This window comes from Rhodococcus sp. 06-470-2, assembly GCF_002258235.1.
GTDB lineage: Bacteria > Actinomycetota > Actinomycetes > Mycobacteriales > Mycobacteriaceae > Rhodococcoides.
The window spans coordinates 112,881-135,000 of sequence record NZ_NOYB01000024.1 but is presented as its reverse complement, the minus strand read 5'-3'; the positions used below and the strand labels follow the sequence as shown (position 1 = coordinate 135,000).

Sequence of the window (22,120 nt, the reverse complement as noted above, 5' to 3'; positions counted from 1 at the left end):
GGAGCTCCGAGTGTTCCGCAGAACCGCCCTCCTCGCTGCCGCCGCATCACTGACCGCTTTCGCGCTGACGGCCTGTGGCGGCGAGGACACCCCGGCTGCCGCGCCGACCCAGAGCACCAGCGTCACCGCACAGATGCCCACGCCACCACAGGTGACCATCGCAGCGCCGTCGAGCACCGATGGTGCCGACGAATCGACGGACACGCCCTCGGCGACCGGTACGGAACCGACGGCAGGCAATCCCGCGAACAACACCGCGCCCATCACACCGGTGGACCCGGCTAGCTACTCGGTGCCCGACAATCAAGTTGCGTGGAAGTCCCCGTCCGGCAACGTGTATTGCAAGATCGGATCGGGCCCGTTCTCCTCCGGCTGCCAGGCATCCGATGCGCCGGTACCCGATGGCGCAGGCAACGATTGCGCACCGAACACCACCTTCAGCGTCGACATGCTGTCGAAGGGCTTCTACCTCGACCCGGGACACGTCACCCCCACGTGTTTCAACCAGGGGGTGTTCGGAGCCGAGGGTCAGAAAGCGTTGGAGTACAACACATCCATCACGTTCAACGGCTTCACGTGCTTCTCCCGCGTCGAAGCGATGATCTGCGACGCGGGCGACGGCCACGGATTCGTACTCTCGATGCAGCAGGCGACGTCCAACTGATCAGCGAGCCTCATCCCGTCGAGGCTCCGTGACGAAGTCGTTCAGATCGGCCCGCCGCGTCATCTCCCAGTAGTCGACGATGCGCCACGGCAACGTCGAGACCACGCGTCCGGCGTCGTTGCGGTACCAGTTGTCCATGCCGCCGTGCGACCAGATCATCTTGGCGTGCGCCTCGTCGTGCTTCCGGACGTACTCCGCTTCCACGTCGGCCTTGCACTCGATGGCTCCGATTCGCTTGTCCACCATGTCGATCAACACATCGACGATGTAGCGCACCTGGCATTCGGCGATGGTGATGTAGCTGCCCCCGTGGCCAAGTACGGTTCCGGGGCCGCAGGTGAGGAAGAAGTTCGGGAAGTCGGGAACAGTGATGCCGAGGTACGCGTGCGCATCCTCGGGGCCCCAGATATCGCGAATGGACTCACCCGATCGCCCACGCACGTCGATCGGCGTCAACAGCTTGTGGGTCTCGAAGCCCGTCGCGAGGATCACTACGTCCACCTCGGTCTCCGAACCATCGCGTGCCACAACCGAGTTGGTGGTGATGGACGAGACGGCGTCGGCGATGAGGGTGACATTGTCGCGCTTGAGCGCGGCGTACCAACCGTTGTCGAGCAACATCCGCTTGCCGAAGGGCGGGTAATCGGGCAGCGATTTCTCGATCAGATCTGGTCTGCCCTCGAGCTCGGCTTCGATGTAGCGGGTGAACACGCGTCGATGCGCGTCGTTCACCGGGTTGATCGAGCGCGCCGGATGCTCCCACTCGGGATCGACCTGCAGCGAGCTGTGCACGCGATCGTTGAAATTCCAGGCCAACCGCGTTCGGTACCACAGGCGATACAACGGAACGACATCCATCAGGTAGTTGGCGTCGTCGCTCATCTCGGTGAAATAAACGTCGCTCGACGCAACCCACTGAGGCGAACGCTGGAAGACCGTCGCATGCCCCACCGTCGACGCGATGGCCGGCAGCACCTGCATGGCGCTGGCCCCGGTACCGACGATGGCGACGCGCTTACCGGTCAGATCCAGATCGGCCGGCCAGTTCGCCGTGTGGAAGATCGGGCCGTCGAACGACTCCAGGCCGGGGATATTCGGCATCTTCGGCCGATTGAGCTGACCGGTAGCGGTGATCACCACGTCTGCGGTCAGAGTGTCGCCGTCGACCGTCGTGACGGTCCAGCCCTGCCTCTGCGCGTCGTACTCGGCAGTCGACACCTCGGTGTCGAACCGAATGCGTTGCCGCAGATCGTGTTCGGACGCCACGTCGCTGAGGTACTCCCACACCTCGTCGCGCTTGCCGAAGTGCGTGCTCCAGGCCCGCGGCGCGAAGGAGTAGGAGTACAGGTGACTCGGGGTGTCGACGCCCGCACCGGGGTAGGTGTTCTCGAACCATCCACCGCCGACGTCGGAGTTCTTCTCCAGCACTGTGTGACTGATGCCCGCCTCGTGCAGCTTGATGGCAGCGAGCATCCCGGAGACACCGGCACCGATCACGATGACCGACAGATCGTTCGGCGCGGCCACCGGAGTGTCCGCGGCTACGAAGCCCATGTCCTCGGCAACCATGACCCCGAACTCGGGAGGCACCTGTTCGCCGACGGCCAGGCTGATCATCTCGACGAGGTGCTCCGAGTCGGGCGAGGGCACCGCCATGGGCGCACCCTCGTGGAAGGCGCAGATTGCGTCGAGGGCCGCGGCACGGATGCGGTCGGCTACTGCGTCGTCGAATCCGCCCCTGTCGTTGTCGTCCATGCCCCGACTGCGCGTGGGGCGATACGGATCGGCGAGCCACGTGCGATCGCCGGTCAACTGATAGAGCACCGCCACCAGCGTGGGCAGGTTGGCCGCAGTGAGAGCCCGCGAGAGCCGGTCCCGATCAACCCCACCCACGGTTTCCGCTGCCGTTGCTGCGTCTGTGGACACCGGTACCTCCTGCTGCGCGCTGCTCCATCCGACTCCGACAGCTCAACTAACCACGGTTAGGTAAATCTGCGCAAGGGTTTCGCAATCTTGGTATTCACAGGATCTTGACCCTTGACAATGTGGCACACGCCACACAATGCTTCAAGGCACTACCTAACAGCGGACAGGCGAAGGGAAACACCCATGGAACTCACCGAGGCGATGCGCACCACCGGCACCTGCAGGCGGTACCTCAGCGATCCTGTTCCCGACGAGGTCTTCAAGGCCGCGTTCGACGTCGCCCGCTTCGGCCCGCAGGGCGGCAACCGTCAGCCCGTGCGGTGGATCGTCGTGCGCGACGCCGCCCGCAAGCAGGCCCTCGCCGACCTCTACCTCCCGATGTGGGACGCCTACTTCGCCGGCATCACCGGCGGAACCGTCGCCGTCGGCGCATTGCCCAAGACCGTGCAGGACGCCGATTACTTCGCCCGCCACCTCGCCGAGGTGCCCGCCATCGTGGTGGTCTGCGCCGCTCTGGACGGACTGCACCCCACCGACCACGAACTCGGCCGACTCTCCGTCGTCGGCGGCGCATCCATCTACCCCACCGTGCAGAACCTGTGCCTGAGCCTGCGCGATCAGGGCGTCGCGACCGCGGTGACGACGTTGCTGTGCCACGAAGAACCGGCCATCCGCGAACTGCTCGGCATCCCGGACGACTACATCACCGCCGCGCACATCGCCGTCGGGTATCCGGAGAAGTCGTTCCCGCGCAAACTCACTCGCGATCCGGTGGAGCAGATCGTTGCGGCAGAGACGTTCTCGCAGCCGATGTTCGACACCGCTGCCCTCTCGCCTGCTCTCTGAAACCCCTCCACCTGAAGGATTCCGCCGTGCCCGGTACCGCCATCCACCACCGCTCCCCCATCGGCCGCGCCACCATCGGCGATCAGCTGCGTCGCCATGCGCGGACTCAGCCGAACAAGGTCGCATTCATCAGCTACGCGGCGGACGGCACCCGCGAGGTCACCACCTACGGCGAACTCGATTCTCGTGCAAACCGGTTCGCCAACCTGCTGGTCGATCTCGGAGTGACCACGGGCGACCGCGTCGCTTCTATGGCTCGCAACAGCGTCGACGTGGTGGTCGCGTACTACGGCACGCTCAAAGTCGGAGCAGCCTTCACCGGCATCAACGTGATGTACCGCGCGGCAGAGGTGAAGCACCAGCTCGAACATGCGGAACCGACTGTGGTGGTGGCCGATCCGGCCTATGCCGAGATCATCTCCTCGGTGAAGCCCGACGCCACCACCCTGGTGACATTCGGGTCCGAATACGAGACACTGACGGCGAACACCCCGTCCACCGAGCCGGACGTCGAGATGGACGAGAACGACGTTGCGATGGTCATCTACACCTCGGGAACCGAGGCAGCCCCCAAGGGCGTGATGATCCCGCACCGCAATTTCCTCATCTCTACCGCGCCCGCATGGAGCTGGGGCCTGCGTACCGGGCCGGAGGACACCTGGCTGTTCGTCATGCCGTTCCACACCATCGCCGGACTTGGCTCGATGACAACCCTCACGCTGATGGGTGCCACGCTCGTTCTGCCTGCGACAGTCGACCCGGCGCAATCCCTGCGCATCATCGCCGCCGAGAAGATCTCCGTCATCGCCCAGACGCCGACGTTCTACCTGGCCCTGGCCCGAGATGCGCAGTTCGGCCCCGAGACCGTGAGCCAGGTCAGACGCTGCCTCACCTACGGTGGCCAGGTGTCGCCACACACGATCAGCGCCTGGGCCGCCGCCGCCCCCGAGGCCATCTGGGGTACCTACTGGGGACAGTCGGAACTCTCGCAGCTCGGCTCGGTCGGCTGGTTCTCCACCCTCGACGACATCCCCGACGGCGACGCGTCGTGGATCGGCAAGCCCGTCACCCACCTCGAGATCAAGGTGGTCGACCCTGCGGGCACCGAGAGCGAGATCGGTGAATTGCTCTGCCGCACTCCGTCGGTGATGCTCGGCTACTTCAAGGACCCCGAACGCACCGCCGAGGTGTTCCGGGACGGGTGGGTACACACCGGCGACATGGTGCGCATCGACGCCGACGGCAACCTGTTCTTCTACGATCGGATGAAGGACATGATCAAGTCGGGAGGGATGAACGTGTCGTCGCAGGAAGTGGAACGCACCATCCACACGCACCCGGACGTGCTGCGCGCCGCCGTCGTCGGAGTACCCGACCCGTACTGGTCCGAGGCCGTCACCGCCTTCGTCATCGCACGCGACGGAGTGACCGCCGACCCGGCCGCGATCATCGAGTACTGCCGCACCGAGTTGGCGTCGTACAAGGCCCCGAAGTCGGTACACATCGTTGCCGAACTGCCCGTCGACCCGCAGGGCAAGATCCTCAAGCGTGAACTGCGACTGTTGGCGGCGGTCGAGGAGACCGTATGACTCAGCCCGATTCGACGCAACCGGCCGAGGTCACCGCTCTCCCCCGACAGCAACGCACTCGCCAACGACGAGACGACATCGTAGCCAACGCCGCCAATATCTTTGCGCGTGAGGGCTACTCGAACGTGGGGATGCGCGATATCGCCGACGCCGTCGGCATCAAGGGTGCCAGCCTCTACCACCACTTCCCGTCCAAGGAAGACATCCTCTTCGCGATCTGTCTGACGGTCACGCAGGAACCGGCCGAGGAGAACCTGCCGCTGCTCGACGCGGCCGGAACCCCTACCGAACGCCTGTCGTCTCTGGTGCGTGCGCACCTGGTGCATCTGAACCGGCGACGGGTGGAGTACATCGTCGGCCTGCACGAGTTGGCCTCACTCACCCCTGAGCACCGCACCGTCATCGAGGACTACCGCCGCCAGTACCAACGACGCGTCCGCGACGTGATCACCGCCGGAATGCGCAGTGGCGAATTCACCGTCCCGGACGCGCGATTGGCATCGTTCGCCCTGACCGACATGCTCAACGGCATCAGCAACTGGTTCCACGACGGCGGCGAGCTGAGCATCGAGGACGTCGCCGACGGGTACGTCGAACTGGCGGTCCACCGCGTTCTCGGTGCACGACATGAGGATTGACGGTCACTGCGACGCAGGCTTCACGGCGGTACGTGACGCGTTGAGCGCCAACGTCGACAGCGGCGCCGAACTGGGCGCATCGATCGTGGTCGACATCGACGGCCACACCGCCGTCGACCTGTGGGGCGGCTACCGCGACACCGAACGTCGCCTGCCGTGGGAGTCGGACACCATCACCAACGTGTGGTCGACCAGCAAGATGGTGACGTGCCTGGCGGCATTGATGCTGATCGACCGTGGGTTGGTCGATCCCGATGCGCCGGTATCGTCGTACTGGCCCGAGTTCGCGGCCGCAGGTAAGGACGACATCGCGATCCGGAACCTGTTGTCGCACACCTCCGGGGTCTCGGGCTGGGACCGACCGTTCAGCGAAGAGGACCTCTACGACTGGGAACTCTCCACCTCGCGGCTGGCGGCGCAGGCGCCGTGGTGGGATTCGCGGACCACCTCGGGTTATCACGCGGCCAGCCAGGGCCACCTGATCGGAGAAGTCGTCCGCCGCGTCACCGGAACATCGTTGCGGCAGTTCGTGGCCGACGAGATCGCCGGCCCTCTCGGTGCCGATTTCCAGATCGGTGCCGCCGAGTCCGACTGGGATCGGATCGCCGATGTCGTACCGCCACCACCGCCGACCGATGATGGCGTGCCCGACCCGACGTTGGTGCGTCGCAGGACCTTTCTCGGTCCGTTGGTGCAGGCCTCGTCGGCGAACACCGCGGCGTGGCGCGCCGCGGACATGGGCGCACTGAACGGGCACGGCAATGCCCGATCGGTCGCGAGAATCCTGTCCGTCATCTCCCGAGGCGGGACCGTGGACGGCGTACGACTGCTGAGCTCGGAGACGATCGACACGATCTTCGAGGAGCAATCCAACGGGGTCGATCTGGCCCTGGGCATTCCGTTGCGCTTCGGCCTGGGTTTCGCTCTGCCACAGCCCGAATCGATGCGCTACATCCCCGACGGCAAGGTCTGCTTCTGGGGCGGCTGGGGAGGATCGCTGACCGTTCTGCACCCGGACTCGAAGCTGACCATCTCCTACGTGATGAACCGCATGGGTCCGGGCATCATCGGCTCCGACCGAGCCGAGCAGTACGTGCGCGCGGTCTACGCCGCCCTCGACTGACGGTCAGGATTCGGCGGGCTTCAGGAATTCGAGCACTGCGGCCATGTCCTTCGCCCCGATTCCGGAATCCAGCGCCCGGTCGAGAACGTTTCCGACGGTCGTGGCCTGGGGCAGATCGAGGGCATGATCGCGGGCCAATGCAAGTCCGAGGCCCACGTCTTTGTGCAAGAGCGACAACGGAAATGCCACACCCGCGGCGTCCGGATCGAGAAAGTGCTCCTTCTTGTAGCCGACGTACGGCGCAGCCACCGCACTCGAGCCCAGCACCTCGTACAGGGCGGACGGGGCCAAACCTGCCGACTCACCGAGAATCAACGCCTCGGCGACAGCCTGATTCAGTGCTGCCAGAACCGAATTGACCGCAAGCTTGGCCACTGAGGCGGTACCGGCCGGACCGGTGTGGAACTGAGCGCGCGTCACCGCCTCGAGGATCGGCTTCAGGTAGGTGAACTGTTCGTCGTCGCACCCGACCATGGTGGTGATCTGCCCGGTCTCGGCCAGGCTCACGCTGCCCGAGACCGGGGCGTCGACCACCGCGGTGCCCGAACCTGCTGCGCGCTCGGCGAATTCGCGCACGGCCGTCGGGCCGACCGTTCCCATGACCACATGGAGGTGTTGCGACGCGCCGGCCGTGGCGATTCCGTGCTCACCGAACAGCACCTCCTCGGTCGCTGCCGCATCGGGCAACATGCTGAAGGAGATCTCGGCGCGGGCCAGGTCGGCGGGGGTCGTGGTGATCGTCATTCCCCGATCGACCAGTTCGGCCGGCGCGGTTTCCGGCGTCAGGTAGATGTCGTAGGCGGTGACCGTGTGGCCCGCCTCGAGGAGGCGGCGCACCATGTGGGTGCCCATGCGGCCGACTCCGGCGAATCCGATGTGCATTGTTTCTCCTAGCGTGGGGCGGAAGGTCGCTGCAAGTACTGTCGTGTCGATCAGGACGTCGGTGCGTCGCCGACCCGAACCAGAAGCTTCTGGGCGTCACCGTTCGGGTCGAGCAGCCGCTCGAATCCGTCGGCGACGATGTTCTCGACGTCGATGATCTCGCTGACGACCTTCTCCACCGGGTAGCGTCCGGATGCGACCAGGGCGATGATGCGCGGCCAGTCGTACACCGGGTAGCACCAGGTACCCACCAGGGTCAGGTCCTTGTTGGACATGGCCATCGGATCGATCGTGGCCGGCTTGACGTGCAGACCGACCTGGGCGACGGTTCCGCCGGAGCGAACGCTGCCGAGTGCGGCCGTCAGTCCGTGCTGGTGACCCGAGCATTCCGCTGCGGCATCGACTCCGATACCGCCGGTCAGTGCGTGGACCGCGGCGGGCACGTCCTGCACGGTGGGGTCCAGTACCTCGGCGATGCCGAAGGCCTCGATCAGCGCGCGGCGCTTGGCATTCGGCTCGGACACGATGATCTTCGCCGCACCCGATGCGTGTGCGTACAGAGCGGACAGGGCACCGATCGGTCCCGCACCGGTGATGAGGATGGTGTCGCCTGCTCTCAGGCCGGTGCAGTCGACACCGTAGGCGGCCACCGCTGCCGGCTCGATGAGAGCGCCCTGGACGTCACTGACGCTGTCCGGAAGCACCGATACCTGTTGTTCCTGCACCGCAACCAGTTCGGAGATTCCTCCGCCGCCCCAGCTCAACCCGGTGCAGGCCATGATCACACACAGGTGGTTGAGCCCGCGTAGGCAGTAGTAGCACTTGCCGCAGGTGACGAGCGGCATGACCGACACGCGATCGCCCACCGCGACCGACGTCACGTCGGAGCCGATCTCGACCACGCGCGCCGAGAATTCGTGGCCGAACACCTGCGGGGCTTTCGCGCCGGTGAGTGCGTGGGGTTCGGTCGGAATGACGATCGGACCGAAGGCGTACTCGTGCAGGTCCGTTCCGCAGATGCCGCAGAAGAACGGACGAAGCAGAACCTCGCCGGGGCCGACCTTCGGGGCCGGAACGTCTTCTACCCGTACATCGTGTCGGTCGTGAAATACCGCGGCGCGCATAGCTTTCTCCTGTAGTCGATGTTCTGTGTGCAGGGGGTGTCCGCGTCAGACCGCGGTGATGCCACCGTCGATGGTGACCGCGGAACCGGTCTGATAGCCGACGTCCTCACGGAGGAGGAAGACCACCAGCTCGGCGATCTCCTCGGGTGATCCGTAGCGCCGAAGTGGTGTGCCTTCGATGAATCGGTCGCGCTCGAAGTTCGGATCGTCGGGGTTGACCAGACTTTCGGACCTCGACATCAACGGGGTGTCGACCGGCCCGGGGCAGATGCAGTTCACTCGAATGCCGTGAGCGGCGGATTCGGCTGCAGCACTGCGGGTCAGACCCAGAACGGCATGCTTGGTCACCACGTAGTCGGAGCGATCGGGAGCGCCCTTGAGGCTGAGAATCGAACCGGTGTTGACCACCGCTCCGCCTCCGGACCGACGCAGCAGTGGGAGTACGTGCTTGAGCCCGAAGAACATTCCGTTGAGGTTGACGTCGACCACGGATCGCCATTCGCTCTCGGTGGTGTCGACGATCGACTTGTGCACTCCCTCGACCCCGGCGTTGTTGAAGAACAGTCGTGGTTCACCGATCAGCGAGGTCGCGGCATCCGCATAGGCCTTCACCTGATCGTGGACGGACACGTCGGCGGCGAACGGATGGATCTCGCCGTCCGACTCAGAGGCGGTGCGCTCCGCGGCCGCCATGTTCATGTCGACGGCGAGCACCCGCGCACCCAGGGATCCCAGCCGATGCGCCACCGCTCGACCGATACCGCTGCCGGCACCGGTGACGATGGCACCCTTGTTCGTGAACTGCGACTGTTCGTTCATCGCTGACTCCTCGGGAGTATCCCGGCCGCGCGGTAGCTCTCGGTCTTGTCCATGAAACTCTCGAACGTGGAACGGAACCCGAGGAAGCCGGCCTTGCGGCTCTTGGTCATATCGGTCAGGCATTCGATGTCGCGGCCCAGGTCGCCGTCGGTATGCCACCAGGACGCCAGGCGGTCGACATCGCCTTCGACCAGATCGTGCTTCGCGGCGATCTCCGCCCATACCTTCGGGGCGTCTTCCATGCGGTCGTCGAGCGGCTTGGGGGCGTCGGAGAATCCGACGGGTTCGACGCCGAACGCCTCCGCGATCTGCGGCCACATCCAGCGCCAGCGGAACACGTCACCGTTGGCGATGTTGAACGCTTCGTTCTCGCCCTCGACATGTGTTGCCGCCCAAATCATCTGCTCGGCGAGAAGGTCTGCGTCGGTGATGTCGGTCAGCCCGTTCCACTGGGTGTCCGAGCCGGGGAACACGAACGGAGCTCCGGTCTCGCGGCAGATCTCGGCGTAGACCCCGAGGGTGAGTGCCATGTTCATCGCGTTGCCCACCGCGTAGCCGAAGACGGTGTGCGCTCGGTGCACGCTCCAGGTGAACCCCTGCTTCTCCGACGCCGCGAACAGCTCGTCCTCTTGGGTGTAGTAGAAGTTCGGGTTCGGCAGCCGGGGTTCGCTCTCGTGGAACGGGGTTTCGGCCATGACACCGGTCGCGTAGTCGTCGAACGGGCCGAGATAGTGCTTCAGGCCGGTCATCAGCGCGACGTGACGCAGCGCGGACTTGCCCTTCATCGCACCGAGGACGTTGCGGACGATGCTCCCGTTGACCTCGATGTTCTCGGCCTCCGAGTCCTGCTTCATCCAGGCCGTGACGAACACGATCTCCGGGTCGACGCCGTCGAGTGCTGCAGTCAACGACTCCGCATCGAGCAGATTCGCCGAGACCGGCACCACGCCCTCGACCGGATTGGTCGCGCCGCGGGCCAGACCGTAGGTGGTCCATCCGGCGTCGACGAGCTGACGCGAGATCGTCTGTCCGGCAATGCCGGTGGCACCGATGACGAGTGCCGCTCTGCTGGGCGCGCTCATCGGATCGCCGGATCGACCAGGACTTTGCCTTCGACCTTGCCGGTCGAGAGTCTGTCCAACTCCGCGGGCAGAGCAGCCAGTCCGACGGGCGTCTCGGCCAGCTCTGCGCCGAGCGGTCCGGTGTTCAGGATGTCCAGTGCGGCAGGCAGATCGGTGTCGCACACGTGGGCCAAGGTGGTTTCGAGAGTGATCTCTCGAAAGACGAGCGAATGCACATCCAACTCCGGTTTCTCTTTGGGAATTCCTACTGCGAGCACGCGGCCACCGTCGGCCACCATGGTCAACGCCGAGACCAGCTGGCCGGGCGCTCCGCTCGCTTCGATGACGACATCGGGTTTCTTTCCGCCCAGAGCCTCGACGATGTCCGCGCCGAGGTCGTCGGACGGGGTGATCGTGCGGTGTGCTCCGAGGCGCGAGGCGCGATCCAGTCTCTTCCCCGGAAAGTCGACGACGGTGACCTCGACGTCGGCCAGGTGCTGCAGTCCGGCAAGAACGAAGGAGCCGATGGCACCGGCACCGATGACGACGACGTTGTCCCCGTCACGGGCACCCGAGCGCCGGGCAGCGTGAATCCCGACGGCCAAGGGCTGAGCGAGTCCGGCGTGGTCGATGGACAGCCCTTCGGGCAGCGCGCGCAATGTCTTCGACGGGACGCTCGCGTACTCCGCCATGCCGCCGTCGACGTTGAGTCCCAGGGTCTTGTAGGTCGCGCACTGGTTGGTGCGGCCTTCCCGGCAGCGTCGGCATGTGCCACACCAGATTCCGGCTCCGGTGGCCACCAGATCTCCGATCTTCGTCTCGGAGTCGGGGTCTGCTTCCACCACCTCGCCGACGAATTCGTGGCCGAGGATCAACGGGCCCTGATGCCCGCTGTTCGGATGCCGGCGCAGCACCGGGAAGGTCTTGGGTCCGGCCACCCATTCCGAGGCGTCGGTGCCGCAGATACCCGAGCGTAGAACGCGTACGAGCGCCTCACCCGACCCGCGTCGGGGAACGGGAACCTCCTCGACGCGGATGTCGCGCGCGCCGTGGTACACGGCGGCCTGCATGGTGTCGGGCACGATTCCTCCTGGACGAACATTGAATGTGATGCACGCTACTTCTTGAGTGTAGAGTAACACTGCACATGTTCAGTGCCAAGCGTCACACCGTGAAAACCTTTGTACGAACGCGGAACAGCGGAATGACCGAGCAATGAGACAATCGATGCACTACCGTCCGTCCAGTGGGTGCGTACACCCGGCAGCAGGGGGAGACGGTGAAGGCAGAGGTGGGAGGCGGCGAAAGAATGACCGAAGAAACTGTCCAGGTCGAATCGACCGAGACGGCCGTTCAGATGAACGCGCAGATGGGCCTGCGTCTACGCGGAGCGCGTGAGAAGGCGAACATGTCGCTGCGCGAGATGGCCCGTCGAGTTCACCTGTCCCCCAGCTTCATCTCCCAGGTCGAGCTCGGCCGAACGGCACCCTCGGTAGGGACGCTGTATGCCATGGTCACCGAGCTGGGTCTGTCCCTCGACTCCTTGATGGCCGAAGACGTGGCACCGCACGACCTCGAGACCCCACAGCCCACGCCCTCGGCACGGCCGACGCTCACGGACCGCACCGAGGTGGCGCATGCGAACGGCAGCTCGCGAACATCCTCGGTTCAGCCGCTCCCCGAAGTGGGAGCGCTCCCGGGTCTCCAGCGTGCCGACGAACGGCCCGAGTTGTACCTCGGCGGAGTCCGGTGGGAACGCCTGACCCCGGACGACGATCCGGAGGTCGAGTTCCTCCGAGTCACCTACCCTGCCGGGACCGAATCCTGCCCCGCGGACAACCTGATGAACCACGGCGGCAAGGAATACATCCATATCCTGTCCGGACGCTTGGAGATTCAGGTCGCCTTCGCTCGCCAGGTGCTCGGACCGGGCGACAGTCTCCACTTCGACTCGTCCATTCCGCACCGGTTGAGCAACCCACACGACGAGACCTGCGTCGCAATCTGGTTCGTGGTCGGCCGACAGAAGTGATGCGGTCTCACACCGCCGTGTAACCGCCGTCGACCACCAGTGCCGCGCCGTGCACGAAACGCGCCTCGTCACTGGCCAGGAACAGCACAGCGTTGGCGACGTCCTCCGGCTCACCGACGTGACCGATCGGATGCTTGGGCTCCATGATGTCGAGATAGCCGCGCAATCCACCCTCGCTACGTTCGGCCAGCTCACGCACGAACGGAGTCAGAATGGTGCCGGGGTGCACCGAGTTGACCCTGATGCCGTCGCGTCCGTACGTCACCGCATCCTTCTTCGTCATGATCGTGACCGCGCCCTTGGCCGCGTGGTACGGGGCCATCTCGTGCGAGCCGACGAGCCCGTAGATCGACGAGATGTTGACGATGCTGCCACCGCCGTTGGCCCGCAGGTGTCCGATGGCGTGCTTGGTGCAGAAGAAGACGCCCTTCACATCGACCGCGAACACTGCGTCCCACTCGGCCTCGGTGACCTCGTGGGTGGGCTTGTCGACACCGGAGATGCCGGCGTTGTTGACGAGGATGTCGAGCTTTCCGAACGTCGCGGTCACCTGCTCGAACACCGAGGACACCTCGGCTTCGTCACTGACATCCAATCGCCAGAACGCCGCCCGGCCACCCTGCTCCTCGATCAGCCGGACGGTCTCGAGTCCGTCGCTCTCGGAGACGTCGGTGACCGCGACGGCGGCTCCTTGGGCAGCGAACAGCGTTGCCATAGCGCGACCCATTCCCTTGCCGGATCCGGTGACGATGGCGACTTTGTCGGTCAGACGAGACATGAAGGGTCCTCGGTGTCGTATGGGTTCGGAAATCAGAGACTTGCGTCGAAAGTGATGTGCACCTTGATGTTCTCGGCCGGCTTCTGTGCCTCGTCGAGAGCGGTCACGGCATCGTCGGCCGCTATTTCCCGCGTCACGAGTCCACCGAGATCGAGCCCACTCCTGGCGATGAAGCGCAGGGTCGCAGGCCACACGCCCGGCGAGCCGATCGCACCGCGGATGTCGAGCTCCTTGGATTGGATGAGCCCCAGTTTCGCCGGTGCCGATCGTCCGACGTCGATGCCGATGTACACCACCCGTGCGCGGTGCCCGGCGAGTTCGAGTGCACTGGCCATCACCTCGGGTCGGCCGGTTGCCTCGACGACGACGTCGGCACCTCGGCCGCCACTGACTCGGTCGAGTAGTTCGTCGACCTCCTCCGGGGTGACCGCATGGGCGGCACCGAGTTTCAGCGCGGCCTGCCGACGTCCCTCGGATGGTTCGACCACGATGGTCGTCGCCCCCAGTGCTGCGCCGCCGGCCACTACCCCGAGGCCGATCGGCCCGGCTCCGAGTACGACGAGTACGTCGCTCGCGTTGACGTTTCCGGCGCGCATCAGTCCGTAGTAGCCGCAGCTGAACGGTTCGACGAGCGCGCCGCTGGTAAACGAGACCTCGTCGGGAAGCTTGTGCAGCCATGCGGGTTTGACGACGAAGAACTCTGCCGCGGCTCCGCTGATGGAGAACCCGAAGTGGTCATCGCCGATGACGCATTCTCCGACGACACGGTCGCCCACCTGGAAGCCGTCGACGTCGGCACCGACCTTCGCGACCTCACCGGACCATTCGTGTCCGGGAATGATCGGGTACTCGAACGGGATGATGTAGCGGCCCTCGAGCAGTTCGATGTCGGAATGGCAGACGCCGACCGATCGTGCGGCGATCAGAACCTCGTCCGCCGCTATGGTCGGGATGTCGAGGTCGGCGACCTCGGCCCGATTCTCTCCGACGAACCTGAGTGCTTTCACTGTTGTCTCCTCTGTATGACGTTGGTGTGCGGGCGATCAGTGCTTGCGGGCCGAATTACGTTGCTGCAAAGCGACATACAGTACGGCGGCCACGATGACGATCGCGCCCTGCAACCAGTACTGCCATGCCGTACCCAGGCGCAGGAAGTTGGCGAGGGCCAGGATCACCTGCAGCAGAAGCGCGCCGAGCAGTACCGCCACCGGCGAACCGCTACCGCCGCGCAACAGTGTTCCGGCCACGACGACCGCGGTGATGGCCGACAGGGTGAAACCGATCCCCTGGTTGGGGTCACCGACGCCGACCTGACCGACCAACATGATCCCGCCGAGCATCGTCATCAACGAGCAGCCGATGTAGGCCGCGGTCACGGTGAGACCGTTGCGCACGCCCATCTTCTCCGCGATGCTGCTGTCGGATCCCGACGCGCGCAGGGCCATTCCGGGTCGCGTGTATCGCAGAACCGCGCCGAGCGCGACGGCGGCGAGTACCGCGATCAGGAACGCCACCGGAATCGGACCGATGCTGTAGTTGATCGCATCGAGAATCGCGAAGTCGACGTACCCATCGATCTCCGGCCGAAGCAGCAGCGATATTCCTTGAATACCGATGTATGTCACCAGAGTTGCTGCGACGGCGGTGAACCCCAGGCCTCGAATCAGTCCGCCGTTGATTGCACCCACGACGATCGCTGCCGCCACCGCGACGGCGACACCGGCAACCAGACTCAGCACCGAGGCCCCGTCGAACCAGAAGAACGACATGATGACCAGCACCAATCCGGTGAGCGGTCCCACCGACAGATCGATACCGCCGGTCATCACCACCAGCATCTGGCCGAGTGCGATGAAGCCGAGCGCCGTGGTGGTGAGCAGTACCGACACGATGTTGGCTTCACCGAGGAACCGCACGTTCTGCGTCGTGGCGATCAGTGACAGCAGGACGATGGCTCCGAGCAGGATGTACGCGGGCAACGATCGAACGAGCTTGTTGGGCGGCGTGTCCACCGCGCCGGCACCGGATGTCGCGGCACTGTTTCGGTGACCGGTCGCCGACACCATCGCCTGCATCATGTTGTGTTCGGTCACCGCATCACCACTGAGCGATTCGACCACGGTGCCGCGTGAGAGAACCAGAACCCTGTCGCACAGTCCTTCGAGTTCGACGGCGTCGGAGGAGAGTACGACGATCGCCATGCCCGCGTCGGCGGCGTCGCGCAGCTCGCGGTAGATCTCGGCGCGCGCACCGGCGTCGACGCCCTGAGTCGGCTCCTCGGCCAGGATCAGCGCGGGCTTCGACAGCAGCGCTCGGGCCAACACCACTTTCTGCTGATTTCCGCCCGACAGATTTCCCACCGCCGTGTCGACGCTCGGTGCCTTCACCGTCAGCGAGTCGGCCATCGCCGACGTCAGTTTTCGCTCGCGGCTCTTGTCGATGATCCCGTGGCGGACGAAGCGACCGAACGCACCGAGCGCGGAGTTCTCCCGGATCGAGAAGTCCGGCAGCACCCCTTCTCCCGCGCGGTCGGCGGGCATGAAGGCGATGCCGGCCTTGTGGGCGTCCGCCGAGGACTTCAGCGTCAACCGGTCACCACCCAACCGCACGGTCCCGGTGGAATCGCTCAGGCCGGCGAGGGCTCGAAGCAGTGCCACCTGGCCGTTGCCCGCAACGCCTGCGAGTCCGACGATCTCACCTGCGCCGACCGTGAAGGAGACGTCGTCGAAATCCGGGCTCGACAGGTTCTCGACCACGAGACCGTCTGCGCTCGGCCCGATTCCCTTGGGCGGGAACACGGCGTCGACGTCGCGGCCTGCGATGAGCGTGATGATCTCGTCGTCGGTGAGCGACTGCGGATCGTAGGAGCCGCGCACCCGGCCGTCGCGAAGAATGGTCATCGTGTCCGCCAGTTCCCTGACCTCGGGGATGCGGTGGGTGATGTAGACGACCGCCACCCCGGCTGCGGCGAACCGGCGCACCTGCTCGAACAGCAGATCCACCTTGTCCTGCACCAGCGGCGCGGTCGGCTCGTCGAGAATGAGCACCTTGGTGTCGGTCGCGAGCGCCTTGGCGATCTCGATCAGCTGACGCTCCGCGATGGGAAGGTCGCCGCACTTGGTGTCGGGATGGACGGTGCAGCCCACCACCGCCAACTTCTCGGTGACCCACGGGCCCATCTCGAACACCGAGGGACGCATGGTCCGAGGAATGGCCAGCACGAGGTTCTCGGCAACCGTCAGGTCCGGCAACAGGGCCGGAGTCTGGTGAACGATGGAGATGCCGAGAGCCAAGGCGTCGGCCGGGGTGAGAGCGGTCCGCTCGACGCCGTCGACGACGACGGATCCCGATGTGGGCGTCTGGGTTCCCGAGATGATCGACATCAGCGTCGACTTGCCTGCGCCGTTCTCGCCGAGAAGAGCGTGCACCTGTCCCGGTCTGATGTCGATGTCGACACCGGACAGTGCGGTGACGGGGCCGAAGGTCATGCCGATGCCGCGAACCTGAAGGTACGGCTCGGCGAGAACTGTTGTGGACGTGAATGTCTCGTTCATCGAAGCTCCTGACAGCACTGGCTGCGGTGTGATCGGACGTGTCATTGCAGAACCTCTCCGATGCGTTGCGGATCGAGGGTGCTGGACAGGAGGGCATCCTCGGGTAGAGCCGGGTTGCAGATCGGCGCGCTCGGTTCGGCGCTGATCGAATCCTCGAACGCCACCGGCACATCGACCTTGGACTCGGGTGCGATGCCCCCGGTTGCTTCGGCCACGACGTGCTGGACGGCGAGGCGCACCATGTAGGTCTGCGAGGTGACCGTGAACAACTCGAACCCGGGATTGGCGTCCTTGAGCTGCGCGTACTGGCAGGACAGTCCGTTGGAGTCGGCCGACGCGATCAGCGGCAGCGGACGTCCGGCCTGCTGGAATGCCGTCATGATGCTGGTCGCGGCGAAGTCCGTCATGACCGCGTCGATCTGGGGGAAACGCGAGAGCATGGTCGAGGTGGCCTGCTGGGTTTCCGCGGGCGTCCAGTTGGTGACGGTGAACGGTTGGTCGCCGATCAACTTGATGCCCGGATGATCGACCAGGACTTCCTGCATGCCTTCGTACTCCGCGAGATCCTGGGAGTTCGCGGGCGGTCCGCCGAGGAACAGGACGTTGCCCTCCCCGTTCGGCAGCGATTTCACCAGCCACTCGGCGTACAACCGGCCGATCGCGCCGAAGTCGGCGGCCACGAACGTGGTGTACTCCGAGCCCTCGGACCCACCGGGAGATATCCGGTAGGGAACGACGGCGACACCGGCCTTGTACTCGTAACGCAGCGCCGGAAGAATCGCTTGTCCTGCGTCGGGGAACACCAGCATGCCGTCGACGCCCTGAGCGCCGAGGCTCTTGATGTCGGCGATCGCCTTCTGAGTGTCCCCCTGGGCATCGGTGGTGATGAAGTCCGTGACGGACGAACACTTGGCGAGCTCGTCCTGCAACTCGGCGAAATTGGTTCGCTTCCAACTGTTTCCGCCGCTACCGTCGGCGAACCCGATGACGGCCTCGTTGGGGCCACACCAGTCCGGCCGTGGCTCACTGCTGGACACGGTCTCGAAGCCGCCCACCGAACAGCCCGCGATCAGGGCGGCAACGGGCAGCAGCGTCAGCATCCGCAGGGTGTAGGTCGTGAGCTTCATCGATGATGTCCTCGAGTCAAGGGGGAAGTACGAATGTCGTAACGGGCCAGGTGCCGTGTGCCGGCGGTCATGCCACCTCGACCGGCTTTCTGGGTTCCTCGACGGCCGGGGCGCGACGCTTGCCGCCGGGCCGGAAACCGCTGTGGAAGGCGACACCGAGACCGAGCGCGAGAGCCTGAATGAGGATCTGCCAGCCGTAAGCGAGTCCCAGAGTCGAGGCCAACCGGTCGACCTGAGTGAAGAAGACTGCAGCGATCAACGAGGCGAGCACACTGCCCTTACCGCCGAGCAGCGATGTGCCACCGAGTACGACGGCAGCCACCGACGGCAGCAGGTAGGTGTTGCCCTCACTGATTCCAGGGGTGTTCACGATGCCGGTCAGCAGCACACCGGCAACGGCGTAGAGCACTGCCGCAACGGAGTACGCGCCCAGTGTGTAACGCAACGGTGCAATACCTGCCGCGACGGCGACCCGCGGATTGGCACCGACGGCCTCGAAGATGCGTCCGGTCGGCGTGAGTCGAACGACGACCCCGACGACGACGGTCAGGACGATCGCGACGACGACGGTCACCGGAACTCCGAGCAGCGTCGATCCGATGACATCGGACAGTCCGGTCGGAGTACGGCGGGCGGCACCCTCGGAAACCGCCCAGGTCGCACCGATGAGGAGCGCATTCATACCGAGGGTCGCGACGATCGGTGCCACGTTCAACCGCGCGACGACGAAGCCCGAGACGGCTCCGGCCACCGCAGCGATGAGAAGGGCCGCGGCTACTGCCAGGAAGATCGCGCCGGGTGTGCCGCTGCTCGCGAGTTTGGTGACCACGACGACGGACAGGGAGAACACGCCCGGTACCGACAGATCGATACCGCCTTGCTGCACGACCAGGGTTTGCCCGATCGCGACGACCGCCAGGATTGCGGCGAACGGCAGCATCGCGGAGATCGCCCCACCGCTGACACTCTGTGGCGCGAGTACTGCGCTGATCAGGAACAGGACGACGGTGGCGATTCCGATGGCGACGGCACCTCTGGCTCGTCCGCTCAGGGCCGTGCGCAGTCCGCCTGCCGTCGATCGTTCGTTGCCGGGAGTGGGCCCGATTCCCGTCGAGGGCGCGGGTCCCCCAGCCGATTGACCATGTGATGTCACGAGAGTTCTCCGTTGATCGGGCGATGAGGGTTGTGAATCCAGCGGGATGTTTCGCTGCGTGAAACTCGGCTGTGCACAAGCAGGCGAACATAGAGCTTCAGAATGTCCACCAGTGCTGCATGAATGTCCTGTCCTGATTGAACTGTGCAGTGGGTCACTTTGTCAAGCACGCAATGCTGTGGGCCACTTCTGCCGGGAATACAGATGCCTCTAGCTGGACTTACTCGGCGAAAAATATGGCGTTCTCGCACCGACTGAAGTACAGGAAGACCGTTTCGTCACGGTCGAGAGTGTTCTGTGACAGTTGACACTCACCGTCCGGCTGCCTACCGTCATCACCACCGGCACACCTGCGGCCGCTCGACTTCTCAGGAGAACCCATGACACAGGCACAGGAACTCGACATCGACGCCATCAAGGCCACGATCTCCGAGCTCGAGAACAAGCGCTACACGGCGATCGTCGACGGCGACCTCGATGCCTTCACCAGCTGCTGCCACCCGAACCTCGTCTACACCCACTCCGACGGCAGCCGCGATACCGTCGAGTCGTACCTGAAGAAGGTCACCTCGGGCTTCTACGTCTACCACCGCATCGACCACCCCACCGACGACATTCTGGTCTCGGGCGACACCGCAGTGGTGGTCGGTGAGATGAACGCGAGTATCACCGCCAACGGCACCGAGAAGGAACTGGTGAACAACTCGATCGCCGTGTGGGTCAAGGAGAACGACCAGTGGCTGCTCCTCGCCTACCAGCCGACTCCGCGCCCCTCGCACTGACACTCACTCGGCTCACTGACACACCGGAGGCACGGATGCTCGAATTCGAGCACGATTCACTCGCACAACGCGTTCTGTTCGGAGCAGGCAAAGCAGCATCGAATCTCGCTGCCGAGGTCGCTCGACTCGGTGCCACCTCCGTCATGGTGATCGCCGGCCCCGCCGAGACCGATCTGGCCAACTCGGTGTGCGGCGAGATCGAGCCGCGACTGATGTATTCCGAAGTGGTCCAGCATGTTCCGATAGAGACGGCGGAGAAGGCGCGAGCCGCAGCTCACGAGCACGACATCGATCTGCTGGTCAGCATCGGAGGCGGGTCGACCACCGGCCTGGCGAAAGCCGTCGCCCTCACCAGCGGTATCCCCATCGTCGCCGTTCCCACCACGTACGCGGGCTCGGAGGCCACGAACGTGTGGGGACTGACCGAGTCCTCGCGCAAGACCACCGGCGTCGACGCGCGGGTGCTCCCCACCACCGTGATCTACGACGTGCTCTCGCTGTTGACCCTTCCGGTGGAGTTGAGCGTGGCGTCGGGACTCAACGCTCTGGCGCATTCCGTCGACTCGATGTGGGCTCCGCGCGCGGATCCGATCAACTCGACGCTCGCGGTGGAGGCCATCACTGCACTGTCCAGCGGACTTCGAGACATCAAACGAGATTCCGCCAGCCAATCCGGCCATGAGCAAACCCTGTACGGCGCTTACCTTTCCGCGGTCGCCTTCGCGTCCGCAGGGTCCGGACTGCACCATAAGATCTGTCATGTGCTCGGCGGCACGTACAACATGCCGCATGCCCAAACCCATGCGATCGTGCTGCCACACGTACTCGAATACAACGCTCCGTATGCACCGACGGCCGAGCAGCGCATCGCGAGTGCCTTCGGGAGCAGCACTGCAGTCGAGGGACTGTGGTCGCTCCGAACCGAACTCGAAGCACCTACCGCGCTGCGCGACTACGGGATGAACGAGTCCGATCTGGATGAGGCCGTCGCACTCGTTCTCGACGCGGCTCCCGCCTCCAATCCGCGGCCGGTCACTGCTGAATCGCTCATGGTACTGCTCCGTAACGCCTGGGCCGGAACGACTTCCGAGAACGAGGGCCGCTGACATGGGTATCGACAGTCGCACCGACATCTCCGCCGAGCAGAGCAGCCGGGAGCGGGCACTGACCGACAAGGTCGTCGCCAGTTTCGCCGACACCCCCGATCCACGACTGCGAGAACTGCTCACGGGATTGACAGAGCATCTCCACGCGTTCATCCGAGAGGTCCGGCTGACGCAGGACGAATGGAACACGGCCATCGAGTTCCTCACCGAGGTCGGTCACATCACCGATGACCGACGTCAGGAATTCATCCTGCTCTCCGACGTTTTCGGGGCCTCGATGCAGACCGTGACCGTCAACAACGAAGCGATCGCAGGCGAGACGGAGGCGACGGTGTTCGGTCCGTTCTTCGTCGACGACGCCCCCGCCATCGAGTCGGGCGGGGACATCTCCCACGGCGCACCGGGCCAGGCCTGCTGGGTCGAGGGAACCGTCACCGATATCGCAGGCGACCCAGTTGCGAATGCTCGGATCGAAGTATGGGAGGCCGACGACGACGGCTTCTACGACGTCCAGTACTCCGACGGACGGGTCGCCGCCCGCGGTCACCTGCTCTCCGACGAGAACGGAAAGTTTGCGTTCTGGGGCCTCACCCCGACTCCGTACCCCATCCCGTTCGACGGACCCGTCGGGCGGATGCTCGACGCCGCAGGACGCTCGCCGATGCGGGCATCGCACCTGCATTTCATGGTCACCGCCGAGGGTCAACGGACACTGATCACCCACATCTTCGTACGCGGCGACGAACTGCTCGATCGCGACTCGGTGTTCGGCGTCAAGGACTCGCTCATCAAGGACTTCGTGGAACAGCCTGCCGGAACCCGCACCCCCGACGGTCGCGATCTCGGGGAAAACAACTGGTCGAGAGTGCAATTCGACATCGTTCTCGCGCCGACGGCCGTGTGAGCGACGCCTGCG

At 65.0% G+C, this 22,120-nt stretch carries 20 protein-coding genes; 9 read left to right on the top strand and 11 right to left on the bottom strand.

What is annotated here, in order from left to right; all coding sequences use genetic code 11:
* Window positions 1-10: 10 nt before the first annotated feature.
* Window positions 11-664 (top strand): hypothetical protein, encoded by a 654-nt coding sequence (locus CH276_RS13200; protein WP_141214704.1) that lies wholly within the window; start codon window positions 11-13, stop codon window positions 662-664.
* Here CH276_RS13200 and CH276_RS13195 read toward each other — a convergent pair whose 3' ends face one another.
* Window positions 665-2,590 (bottom strand): flavin-containing monooxygenase, encoded by a 1,926-nt coding sequence (locus CH276_RS13195; RefSeq protein ID WP_176459240.1) that lies wholly within the window; start codon window positions 2,588-2,590, stop codon window positions 665-667.
* A 183-nt stretch (window positions 2,591-2,773) separates the two neighbouring features.
* On the opposite strand from CH276_RS13195, the gene CH276_RS13190 reads away from it, so the two are divergent.
* Genes CH276_RS13190 through CH276_RS13175 form a run of 4 tightly spaced genes read left to right on the top strand, consistent with a single transcriptional unit; the run spans window position 2,774 to window position 6,786 of the window.
* The gene (locus CH276_RS13190) at window positions 2,774-3,436 is read left to right on the top strand and encodes a nitroreductase family protein (protein ID WP_094630765.1); all 663 of its coding nucleotides are present in this window, start codon (window positions 2,774-2,776) and stop codon (window positions 3,434-3,436) included.
* Window positions 3,437-3,462: 26 nt separating this feature from the next.
* Complete coding sequence (locus CH276_RS13185) at window positions 3,463-5,025, top strand: class I adenylate-forming enzyme family protein (protein WP_094630766.1); 1,563 nt, start codon at window positions 3,463-3,465, stop codon at window positions 5,023-5,025.
* On the top strand, window positions 5,022-5,663 hold the full coding sequence (locus CH276_RS13180) for a TetR/AcrR family transcriptional regulator (RefSeq protein WP_094630767.1): 642 nt from the start codon (window positions 5,022-5,024) through the stop codon (window positions 5,661-5,663). Before CH276_RS13185 ends, CH276_RS13180 begins: the two co-directional genes overlap by 4 nt.
* Window positions 5,653-6,786: a serine hydrolase domain-containing protein gene (locus CH276_RS13175; protein WP_094630768.1), complete on the top strand. Its 1,134-nt coding sequence runs from the start codon at window positions 5,653-5,655 to the stop codon at window positions 6,784-6,786. The genes CH276_RS13180 and CH276_RS13175 overlap by 11 nt, the downstream gene beginning before the upstream one ends.
* Before the next feature lie 3 nt (window positions 6,787-6,789).
* Here CH276_RS13175 and CH276_RS13170 read toward each other — a convergent pair whose 3' ends face one another.
* From CH276_RS13170 to CH276_RS13150, 5 genes are read right to left on the bottom strand one after another with little or no spacing between them, the layout of a single operon-like run.
* Window positions 6,790-7,668: an NAD(P)-dependent oxidoreductase gene (locus tag CH276_RS13170; RefSeq protein WP_094630769.1), complete on the bottom strand. Its 879-nt coding sequence runs from the start codon at window positions 7,666-7,668 to the stop codon at window positions 6,790-6,792.
* A gap of 50 nt (window positions 7,669-7,718) precedes the next feature.
* Window positions 7,719-8,792, bottom strand: a complete 1,074-nt coding sequence (locus CH276_RS13165; RefSeq protein ID WP_094630771.1) for a 2,3-butanediol dehydrogenase — start codon at window positions 8,790-8,792, stop codon at window positions 7,719-7,721.
* A gap of 45 nt (window positions 8,793-8,837) precedes the next feature.
* A complete protein-coding gene (locus CH276_RS13160) occupies window positions 8,838-9,611 on the bottom strand; it encodes an SDR family NAD(P)-dependent oxidoreductase (protein WP_094630773.1) in 774 nt (257 codons plus the stop codon).
* Complete coding sequence (locus CH276_RS13155) at window positions 9,608-10,693, bottom strand: SDR family oxidoreductase (protein WP_094630775.1); 1,086 nt, start codon at window positions 10,691-10,693, stop codon at window positions 9,608-9,610. Before CH276_RS13155 ends, CH276_RS13160 begins: the two co-directional genes overlap by 4 nt.
* A complete protein-coding gene (locus CH276_RS13150) occupies window positions 10,690-11,754 on the bottom strand; it encodes a zinc-dependent alcohol dehydrogenase (RefSeq protein ID WP_082073647.1) in 1,065 nt (354 codons plus the stop codon). Before CH276_RS13150 ends, CH276_RS13155 begins: the two co-directional genes overlap by 4 nt.
* Window positions 11,755-11,981: 227 nt before the next feature.
* Between CH276_RS13150 and CH276_RS13145 the strand changes: the two genes are divergently transcribed.
* Entirely contained in the window at window positions 11,982-12,704 is a 723-nt protein-coding gene (locus tag CH276_RS13145; protein ID WP_094630867.1) for a helix-turn-helix domain-containing protein, read from the top strand.
* 7 nt (window positions 12,705-12,711) lie between these two features.
* Here the strand turns inward: CH276_RS13145 and CH276_RS13140 are convergent, their stop codons facing one another.
* The 5 genes from CH276_RS13140 to CH276_RS13120 all read right to left on the bottom strand — a co-directional run bounded on the left by CH276_RS13140 (window position 12,712) and on the right by CH276_RS13120 (window position 19,316).
* The gene (locus CH276_RS13140) at window positions 12,712-13,482 is read right to left on the bottom strand and encodes an SDR family NAD(P)-dependent oxidoreductase (protein WP_045194170.1); all 771 of its coding nucleotides are present in this window, start codon (window positions 13,480-13,482) and stop codon (window positions 12,712-12,714) included.
* Window positions 13,483-13,514: 32 nt separating this feature from the next.
* Window positions 13,515-14,489 (bottom strand): zinc-dependent alcohol dehydrogenase, encoded by a 975-nt coding sequence (locus CH276_RS13135; protein ID WP_094619632.1) that lies wholly within the window; start codon window positions 14,487-14,489, stop codon window positions 13,515-13,517.
* Between the two features lie 36 nt (window positions 14,490-14,525).
* Complete coding sequence (locus tag CH276_RS13130; protein WP_094630869.1) at window positions 14,526-17,036, bottom strand: ATP-binding cassette domain-containing protein; 2,511 nt, start codon at window positions 17,034-17,036, stop codon at window positions 14,526-14,528.
* 41 nt (window positions 17,037-17,077) lie between these two features.
* Entirely contained in the window at window positions 17,078-18,163 is a 1,086-nt protein-coding gene (locus CH276_RS13125) for an ABC transporter substrate-binding protein (RefSeq protein WP_045194166.1), read from the bottom strand.
* Between the two features lie 67 nt (window positions 18,164-18,230).
* A complete protein-coding gene (locus CH276_RS13120; RefSeq protein ID WP_094630777.1) occupies window positions 18,231-19,316 on the bottom strand; it encodes an ABC transporter permease in 1,086 nt (361 codons plus the stop codon).
* Window positions 19,317-19,696: 380 nt separating this feature from the next.
* Between CH276_RS13120 and CH276_RS13115 the strand changes: the two genes are divergently transcribed.
* The 3 genes from CH276_RS13115 to CH276_RS13105 are packed head-to-tail and all read left to right on the top strand — an operon-like array spanning window position 19,697 to window position 22,108.
* The gene (locus tag CH276_RS13115) at window positions 19,697-20,098 is read left to right on the top strand and encodes a nuclear transport factor 2 family protein (protein ID WP_094619629.1); all 402 of its coding nucleotides are present in this window, start codon (window positions 19,697-19,699) and stop codon (window positions 20,096-20,098) included.
* A gap of 35 nt (window positions 20,099-20,133) precedes the next feature.
* A complete protein-coding gene (locus CH276_RS13110) occupies window positions 20,134-21,204 on the top strand; it encodes a maleylacetate reductase (protein WP_094630871.1) in 1,071 nt (356 codons plus the stop codon).
* A gap of 1 nt (window position 21,205) precedes the next feature.
* Window positions 21,206-22,108 (top strand): dioxygenase family protein, encoded by a 903-nt coding sequence (locus CH276_RS13105; RefSeq protein WP_094630779.1) that lies wholly within the window; start codon window positions 21,206-21,208, stop codon window positions 22,106-22,108.
* Window positions 22,109-22,120: the final 12 nt, after the last annotated feature.

What these genes read in the sequence shown, in the direction of transcription:
- CH276_RS13105 (WP_094630779.1), top strand. Translation starts at nt 21,206, where the DNA reads ATGGGTATCGACAGTCGCACCGACATCTCCGCCGAGCAGAGCAGCCGG.
- CH276_RS13125 (WP_045194166.1), bottom strand. Translation starts at nt 18,163, where the DNA reads ATGAAGCTCACGACCTACACCCTGCGGATGCTGACGCTGCTGCCCGTT.
- CH276_RS13165 (WP_094630771.1), bottom strand. Translation starts at nt 8,792, where the DNA reads ATGCGCGCCGCGGTATTTCACGACCGACACGATGTACGGGTAGAAGAC.
- CH276_RS13110 (WP_094630871.1), top strand. Translation starts at nt 20,134, where the DNA reads ATGCTCGAATTCGAGCACGATTCACTCGCACAACGCGTTCTGTTCGGA.
- CH276_RS13155 (WP_094630775.1), bottom strand. Translation starts at nt 10,693, where the DNA reads ATGAGCGCGCCCAGCAGAGCGGCACTCGTCATCGGTGCCACCGGCATT.
- CH276_RS13190 (WP_094630765.1), top strand. Translation starts at nt 2,774, where the DNA reads ATGGAACTCACCGAGGCGATGCGCACCACCGGCACCTGCAGGCGGTAC.
- CH276_RS13175 (WP_094630768.1), top strand. Translation starts at nt 5,653, where the DNA reads ATGAGGATTGACGGTCACTGCGACGCAGGCTTCACGGCGGTACGTGAC.
- CH276_RS13115 (WP_094619629.1), top strand. Translation starts at nt 19,697, where the DNA reads ATGACACAGGCACAGGAACTCGACATCGACGCCATCAAGGCCACGATC.
- CH276_RS13140 (WP_045194170.1), bottom strand. Translation starts at nt 13,482, where the DNA reads ATGTCTCGTCTGACCGACAAAGTCGCCATCGTCACCGGATCCGGCAAG.
- CH276_RS13145 (WP_094630867.1), top strand. Translation starts at nt 11,982, where the DNA reads ATGACCGAAGAAACTGTCCAGGTCGAATCGACCGAGACGGCCGTTCAG.
- CH276_RS13170 (WP_094630769.1), bottom strand. Translation starts at nt 7,668, where the DNA reads ATGCACATCGGATTCGCCGGAGTCGGCCGCATGGGCACCCACATGGTG.
- CH276_RS13160 (WP_094630773.1), bottom strand. Translation starts at nt 9,611, where the DNA reads ATGAACGAACAGTCGCAGTTCACGAACAAGGGTGCCATCGTCACCGGT.
- CH276_RS13180 (WP_094630767.1), top strand. Translation starts at nt 5,022, where the DNA reads ATGACTCAGCCCGATTCGACGCAACCGGCCGAGGTCACCGCTCTCCCC.
- CH276_RS13130 (WP_094630869.1), bottom strand. Translation starts at nt 17,036, where the DNA reads ATGAACGAGACATTCACGTCCACAACAGTTCTCGCCGAGCCGTACCTT.